The sequence below is a fragment of the Gordonia sp. PvP123 genome, assembly GCF_040547295.1.
In the GTDB taxonomy this organism is placed as follows: Bacteria; Actinomycetota; Actinomycetes; order Mycobacteriales; family Mycobacteriaceae; genus Gordonia; species Gordonia terrae.
This window is the reverse complement of record NZ_JBEPPN010000020.1, coordinates 20,195-27,246: the sequence shown is the minus strand read 5'-3', so window position 1 is coordinate 27,246 and position 7,052 is coordinate 20,195. Positions and strand designations below refer to the sequence as shown.

Below are 7,052 nucleotides of genomic sequence, written 5' to 3'. Positions count from 1 at the left end.
TCCCGGAGCTTGCGGGGCTGTCTCCCCGCTCCCTGAGGAGTCCCGGAGCTTGCGGGGCTGTCTCCCCGCTCCCTGAGGAGTCCCGGAGCTTGCGGAGGGACGTCTCGAAGGGTCAGAAGAACGTGCCGGAGAACGGTGCGCGATCGGTCATGAACGCGTGGTCGAGGGCCCTCAGCGTCGCCGGGGAGTCGACGTGCAGGCGTCCCGCCGCCGCGAAGGCCGAGGGTCGGATCCCGCCCAGGTAGATGCTGGAGAGCACCGAGATGTCCAGCCGCACCGTGGGCGTCGCACCCGCCTTCGCCGGCGCGACGATCGCCCCGCCCTCGCGTACCGAGATGTCGAAAACGCCTCCGTGCCCGCGGAACTCGTCGGTCACCTCGATCACGGCGTCGAGATCGGCCGCATAGTGGCGGGCGCCGAGCGCGGCCGGGACGTCGAGGATGCGCAGCCACATCGTGTCGGCGGTGCCGGTCACCGACACCGACCGCGGATTGACGAGCTTCTGCGCCAGCGGGTCGTCGACCGGGATCGTCGCGGTGATCGACGGGATGAGGTCGAGGTTGATCAGGACGCGCCACAGGTCGGTGTGCGCGTCGTCGGTGACCGCGAAGACCTCGTTGACCTCGCCGCGCACCGCGCCGGTCTCGTCCTTGTAGATGCGATAGCTCGCGTAGCCGTCGGCGTGCAGCAGGTAGTGCAGTCCGCTCGCCGACAGGGGCCGCTCCGACGCCCGGTCGGCCAGGATGGGATTCCACCAGGCAGGGGTGCGGGTGAGGGCGCCTGGCGTGGTGAGGGTCCACCGAGCGTGGAGGTCGGGGATCGCCGCTGCCACCGCGTCGGCGTCGGCGTACCGGACGGTGGCGTCCTCGGGCTGCGCGGCCCGCATCGCCGCGCCCGGCGTCAACGACACCGAGTTCGCGAAACACGCCGGGCCGAAGCCGAACCGTTCGTAGATGGTTCCCTCGCTGGCGGTGAGGATCCCGAAGGTGTACTTCTCCGCCTCCCACTGCTCGACGAGTTCGGTGAGCATGCGGCGCAGGATGCCGCGACGCCGGTGGGTCGAGGCGACCGACACCCACGACAGTCCGGCCGCGTCGGACACACCGCCTCCGGGCAGCGACATCGACATCCGGTAGAACATCGCCACCCCGACGAGCGGTCGGGCGTCCAGACCGGTGTCGCGCACCAGCACGACGTCGTCGTCGGCGACCTTGCCCCGCAGATCGGCGACCTCGTCGTCGGGCAGCGGGTTGCGCATGGCGAACGCACGGGCATCGGTGGTGATGATGTCGGCCCAGTCCGCGTCGGTGGCGCGGTCGAGGGACAGACGTGACATCGGAGTCGAATCGCTGGTCACGCCTTCCACAGTTTCACACCCGTGCGCTGCCGGTTTCGTCCGGGTGGCACACTGTTGCGGTGCCCGGGCTCGCAGTGAACGTGATCGACATCGACGACCCGGCGGACCCGCGGGTCGACGACTTCCGCGATCTGAACTCCGTCGACCGACGACCGGACCTGCCGGTCCTGCCCGGTGGGCGTCCCGGTCGCGGTCTCGTCATCGCCGAGGGCGTCCTCGTCGCGCAGCGGATGATCGCCTCGCGCTTCGAGACCCATGCATTCCTGGGTGTCGCCAAGCGGCTCGACGAACTCGACGCCGATCTGCGGGACCCCTCGCTGACCGGCGTGCCGTTCTTCCGTGCCACCGCCGAGGTGATGGCCGAGGTCGTCGGCTTCCATCTCAACCGGGGCGTGCTCGCGGTCGCCCGGCGCCCGGTGGCGCTCACGGTGCCCGACATCCTCTCCAGCGCACGGACCGTCGCGATCCTCGAAGGTGTCAACGACCACGAGAACATCGGTTCGATCTTTCGCAATGCCGCCGGATTGGGCGTCGACGCAGTGCTTTTCGGTCAGGGTTGCGCCGATCCGCTGTACCGCCGGTGCGTGCGGGTGTCGATGGGTCATGCGCTGCTCGTGCCGTTCGCGCGGTTCGACGACTGGCCGCGCGGTCTGGACCTCCTGCGGGACCGCGACTTCCAACTGGTCTCGATGACACCCGACCCCGACGCCGTGACCCTCGCCGAAGCCGTCACCGCCGAGAAGGTCGGTTTCCTCGTCGGGGCCGAGGGTCCCGGCCTGACGGCGTCGGCGATGGCGGCGACCGACGTGAAGGCCCGGATTCCGATGAGCCGGGGCACCGACTCGCTGAACGTGGCGACCGCGGCGGCCGTTGCGTTCTACGAACGCGCACGATCGGGCACGATGGGGGAGTGACCGTCGAGTCGGAGAGCGGCGAGCCGACGCCGTGGGCCCTGGGGATCATCGTCGGCGTCTTCAGTGCTTTGTTCGCCGCGTTCGTCCTGGTCGGCGTCTATCAACTCATCGGCGGGATATTCCGCTTCCTCGGCATCGCCGCGGTCCTGGTCGTCGCGGGTGGACTCGGCTGGACCCTGTGGGAGTTCCGGGCGCGACCCGTGTGGCGCTGGGTCGTCTGGGGGTTGCTGGTCGGCTTCCTCGCCGGCGTCGCGTCGTCGATCGCGTTGCTCGCGCTGGGCCGTCCCGCTGCCTGACTCTCAGAACCCGAAATACTCGCGGATGCGGCCTCGCTTGCGGGCATGCTCGTCCGGCGGGGCCGTCCGCTCCTGCGTGCGCGAAGCCGTTGCCGCCCGGTAATTGTCGTAGTCGGCCGCGGTCGGCTCGTACTCGGCCGGGTGAAGGGCGAAGCAGGTGACGGTGATCGACGAAGGGTCGAGATCGGACTCCGCGAGCGGGTGGGTGTAGCGGAACCCGAGCCACGCGCGATTCGACTCCTCGGCGAGGTGTGCGGGGTGAAAGGGCAGCGACATCGGCGCGGTGGGCACGCCCTCGGCATGACTCAGCGGGTGTTCACCACCCCAGAACGGTTTCTCGAAGGTGAACGGCAGGCCGTGGTCCTCGTGGATGGTCACGGGGTCGGCCGCGAAGGAGCGGCGTAGCGTCCCCGACTCCCATCGAGCGAACACACCGAGGGAGGTGTCCGGCTCGGCGTACAGCAGGGTCGTCGTCGCGCTGGGGCGGATCCGTGCGAGTGCGCGGGTCAGTGTCGACGGTGCTTTCGTCTCGAACAGCGAGCAGGACACGACGGCCAGCGGGCCGTAGAAGCCGGCGTAGACGTGGGTGTCACGGGCTGCGGCGGCGGTCGCGAGATCGGTGTCCACGAGGGGGACGAGCACACTGTCGCCGAAGACGGCGCAGGCCAGCTGATGGGCGTGCTGAGAGTCATTGGCCGGACCGGTGCGGAGGATCGAGGCCGGATCGTCGGAGTCGATGAACCAGACGGTGGCCGCGCGCGCCGAGGCCACTCAGCTGTTCCCGTTGCTGCGCACGCCGAGCAGGACATCCTCCCACGCCGGGACAGCAGGTTTACGCGTCTTCTTCCGGCGCGGACGTTCGGGTCCGGCCGCGGGAGCCGACGGCGCGTCGTCCGTGTCGGCGTCGTCGGGCGGTGCGGGCGTGGGCTCGTCCGGGGTGTCCGCGGTGTCGCCGGAATCGGTGGGCTGGTCGTCGAAGCCGAAGTCGAACGGCACGGTGCCGTCGTCGTCGACCGGCCGCCGGTCGTGGCGCGCGCGTTGTGCACCGATGATCGAGTTCGCGTCGATGGTGACCTCTTCGCGTCCGTCCGGGGTCGTCTCGACAGCGACCTCGGGGGTGGCCACCGGGGTCAGCCGGCGACGGGGCGCGATGGTCTCGGGGTGGGTGAGCTCGTCGGCGAGATCGTCGAGCGGGTCGACGCTGCCTCCGTGCGAGCCGGGCTGGTAGCGCCAGTGCGCCAGGTTGTCGGTTCGTCCGACGCTCCAGGCCACCTGCACCACCCAGTAGCCGTCGTCACCCTTCCATGCGTCCCAGTCGGCGTCGTTCGGGTTCTGGCCGTAGGCGAGGAGTCCCTCGGTGACCGACTCGACGAGCGTCGCGACGGCGGGGCCGTCGTGGCGGATGGGATGCGCGGCGCCGGCGAGTTCGGTGGCGCGGCTGCGTTCGAGGAGGACCGGGTGGGCGAAGCGTTCGATCTTGTCGACGCCCACCCCTGCTGCGGCCGCCACCTCGGCGACGGTTGCACCCGCTCGGATTCGTGCCTGGATCTCGCGTGGCCGCAATGCACTCTCCATCTCGATCTCGATCTGTCCCAGTCGTGAGATGTCGCCGCGGGCTGCGGCGCGGAGGCGTTCGTCGGAGGCGATCCGGAATTTCTCACCCGATTGCGGGTCTTGACAGATGACATGGGAGCCGTCGGTTTCCACTCCGACGACGCGGAGCTCACGCATCTGCTCCTCCTCCGGTGGGTGCACGCATTGGGGTCACATTAACTCACCGATCTGCCGATTCACTGTGGGACACGCGGCAAAACCGCAGTTCAGCACGCGTGGGGCTCAAGCGACGCCAGCGGTCGATGCGTCGGATGTGGTCTGTGGGAACCAGGCTACCGGTTCGTGAACCACGACCGGCGCGCCGCAACGATCTGTGCGGCGCGCCGGTGGTCGACGGATCTACGAGGCGGTCAGAGACGCTCGACGATGTAGTCGATGCACTCGGTGAGCTTGCTGACGTCCTCGGGCTCGATGGCCGGGAACATGCCGATGCGCAGCTGGTTCCGACCCAGCTTGCGGTACGGCTCGGTGTCGACGACCCCGTGCGCGCGAAGGATTTTGGCGACGGCCGCGGCGTCCACATCGTCGTTGAAGTCGATGGTGCCGACGACCTGGCTGCGGTTGGCTGCCTCGGTGACGAACGGGGTCGCGAACTGGCTGGCCTCGGCCCACCGGTAGAGGCGTGAGCTGGAATCGGCGGTGCGCGAGACACACCAGTCCAGGCCGCCGTTGTTGTTCATCCACTCGATCTGGTTGGCGAACAGCAGCAACGATCCGACAGCCGGGGTGTTGTAGGTCTGGTTCTTGCTGCTGTTGTCGACCGCGGTCGGCAGCGACAGGAACTCCGGGCACCAACGGTCGGTCTCGGCGATCTCGGCGACCCGAGCAAGCGCACGCGGGCTCATCAGGGCGACCCAGAGTCCACCGTCGGACGCGAAGCACTTCTGCGGCGCGAAGTAGTAGACGTCGGCATCGGCGATGTCGACGGGCAGGCCGCCCGCACCCGAGGTGGCATCGATGGCGATGAGCGCGTCATCCGAGCCTGCGGGACGCACGACGGGAACCGCCACACCCGTCGAGGTCTCGTTGTGGGCCCAGCCGATGAGGTCGACGCCGCCGAAGTCGTCCGCGGTCAGCGCGGCCGGATCCGGTGCGGTGCCCGGATCGGTCGAGATGACCGCGGGGGAGTCGAGGAACGGTGCCTTCTTCGCGACCGTCGCGAACTTCGACGAGAACTCGCCGTAGGTGAGGTGCAGCGAACGCTGCTTGATCAGGCCGAACGCCGCGGCATCCCAGAACGCGGTGGTGCCACCGTTGGAGATCACGACCTCGTAGCCCTCGGGCAGGGAGAACAGATTCGACAGGCCCTCGCGGATCGAGCCCACGACGTTCTTCACCGGGGCCTGACGGTGGCTGGTGCCGAACACCGACGCACCGGTGTCGACGAGGGACTGCAACTGCTCGGGGCGCACCTTCGACGGTCCGCAACCGAAGCGGCCGTCCGACGGCAGCAGGTCGGCGGGCAGGGTGACGGGTGCGGTGGCGGCTTCGCTCATGACGGCAATTCTAGGGAGTGGTCCCCGCCACCTCGGGTTCGGTCCCTGCAAACCCGGTGACAGCGCCGTCTCGGCGCCGGTGACCGCCGAGCGGGGACCAGTGGTTCGCCCGTCAGGCGGGTCCCGTGGCGTGGCGGGCGCCGAGGGGCGTACGTTGATGACGCCGTCCCGGTCCGGCGCGGGTTCCCATGCGTCGCTGTGGAACTCGCGAGCCGACGGATGACTTGCGGGCTTACAGACCCGGCTTCACGACGTCACCCCATCCCTCGACGTCCTCGGGGCGTCGGGGGCTCGGGCCGGTGTAGATCGCGGCGGGGCGGACCAGCTTGCCGAGACGCTTCTGCTCCAGGATGTGCGCACACCAGCCGGCGGTGCGGCCACAGGTGAACATCGCCGGCATCATGTGCGTCGGCACCTCGGCGAAGTCGAGGATGACCGCCGCCCAGAACTCGACGTTGGTCTCGATGGCGCGGTCGGGGCGTCGTTCCCGCAGTTCGGTGAGCGCGGCCTGCTCGAGTGCGGCAGCGATCTCGAAGCGAGGGACGCCCAATTCCTGTGCGGTGCGGCGGAGCACGCGGGCGCGCGGATCCTCTGCGCGGTACACGCGGTGCCCGAAGCCCATCAGCTTCTCCTTGCGGTCGAGGATTCCCTTCACGAGTCCTCGTGCGTCGCCGGTGTTCTCGACCTCTTCGATCATCGGCAGGACGCGGGCGGGGGCGCCGCCGTGCAGCGGTCCGGACATGGCGCCGATCGCGCCCGACAGCGATGCCGCGACGTCGGCCCCGGTGGAGGCGATCACCCGCGCGGTGAAGGTCGACGCATTCATCCCGTGCTCGGCGGCGCTGACCCAGTAGGCGTCGATCGCCGCGATGTGCCGGGGATCGGGGTCGCCCTTCCACCGCGTCATGAAACGTGCGGTGACGGTGTCGCATTCGTCGATCACGTGCTGGGGGACGGCGGGCTGATGGATGCCCCGCGCCGACTGCGCCACGTACGACAGTGCCATCACCGATGCGCGGGCGAGATTGTCGCGGGCGGTGGCGTCGTCGATGTCGAGGAGCGGCTGGTAGCCCCAGATCGGTGCGAGCATGGCCAGCGCGGCCTGGACGTCGACCCGCACGTCGCCGGTGTGGATCGGCAGCGGGAACGGTTCGGCCGGCGGCAGACCGTCACCGAACTTGCCGTCGACCAGCAGGGCCCACACGTCGGCGAAGGTCACCTTGTTCTCGACCAGGTCTTCGATGTCCACGCCGCGATAGCGGAGATTGCCGCCGTTCTTGTCCGGTTCGGCGATGTCGGTCGTGAAGGCCACCACGCCCTCGAGTCCGGCGACGAAATCCTCGGGAACAGTGTTGGCCATGGCAACCCACCTCAC

Annotated in this window: 7 protein-coding genes; 2 read left to right on the top strand and 5 right to left on the bottom strand. The window is 69.3% G+C overall.

The features are described 5' to 3' along the window. Positions 1-112 precede the first annotated feature (112 nt). Complete coding sequence (locus tag ABIC25_RS24440; RefSeq protein WP_101820381.1) at positions 113-1,336, bottom strand: GNAT family N-acetyltransferase; 1,224 nt, start codon at positions 1,334-1,336, stop codon at positions 113-115. Positions 1,337-1,416: 80 nt separating this feature from the next. On the opposite strand from ABIC25_RS24440, the gene ABIC25_RS24435 reads away from it, so the two are divergent. After that, entirely contained in the window at positions 1,417-2,271 is an 855-nt protein-coding gene (locus ABIC25_RS24435) for a TrmH family RNA methyltransferase (RefSeq protein WP_004020181.1), read from the top strand. Next, the gene (locus ABIC25_RS24430; RefSeq protein ID WP_354563538.1) at positions 2,268-2,567 is read left to right on the top strand and encodes a DUF2537 domain-containing protein; all 300 of its coding nucleotides are present in this window, start codon (positions 2,268-2,270) and stop codon (positions 2,565-2,567) included. The genes ABIC25_RS24435 and ABIC25_RS24430 overlap by 4 nt, the downstream gene beginning before the upstream one ends. 3 nt (positions 2,568-2,570) lie before the next feature. Here ABIC25_RS24430 and ABIC25_RS24425 read toward each other — a convergent pair whose 3' ends face one another. The 4 genes from ABIC25_RS24425 to ABIC25_RS24410 all read right to left on the bottom strand — a co-directional run bounded on the left by ABIC25_RS24425 (position 2,571) and on the right by ABIC25_RS24410 (position 7,037). Further along, entirely contained in the window at positions 2,571-3,338 is a 768-nt protein-coding gene (locus tag ABIC25_RS24425) for a DUF6928 family protein (protein ID WP_354563536.1), read from the bottom strand. After that, positions 3,339-4,298 carry a septation protein SepH gene (gene sepH / locus ABIC25_RS24420; RefSeq protein WP_354563534.1) on the bottom strand — a complete coding sequence of 320 codons (960 nt, stop codon included), beginning with the start codon at positions 4,296-4,298 and terminating at the stop codon, positions 3,339-3,341. Positions 4,299-4,531: 233 nt separating this feature from the next. Further along, complete coding sequence (gene serC / locus ABIC25_RS24415) at positions 4,532-5,677, bottom strand: phosphoserine transaminase (protein WP_354563533.1); 1,146 nt, start codon at positions 5,675-5,677, stop codon at positions 4,532-4,534. A gap of 232 nt (positions 5,678-5,909) precedes the next feature. Further along, entirely contained in the window at positions 5,910-7,037 is a 1,128-nt protein-coding gene (locus ABIC25_RS24410; RefSeq protein WP_004020170.1) for a citrate synthase 2, read from the bottom strand. Positions 7,038-7,052: the final 15 nt, after the last annotated feature.

Excerpts from the sequence above, each read along its gene's own strand:
- ABIC25_RS24440 (WP_101820381.1), bottom strand. The coding sequence starts at position 1,336 with ATGTCACGTCTGTCCCTCGACCGCGCCACCGACGCGGACTGGGCCGAC.
- sepH (WP_354563534.1), bottom strand. The coding sequence starts at position 4,298 with ATGCGTGAGCTCCGCGTCGTCGGAGTGGAAACCGACGGCTCCCATGTC.
- serC (WP_354563533.1), bottom strand. The coding sequence starts at position 5,677 with ATGAGCGAAGCCGCCACCGCACCCGTCACCCTGCCCGCCGACCTGCTG.
- ABIC25_RS24410 (WP_004020170.1), bottom strand. The coding sequence starts at position 7,037 with ATGGCCAACACTGTTCCCGAGGATTTCGTCGCCGGACTCGAGGGCGTG.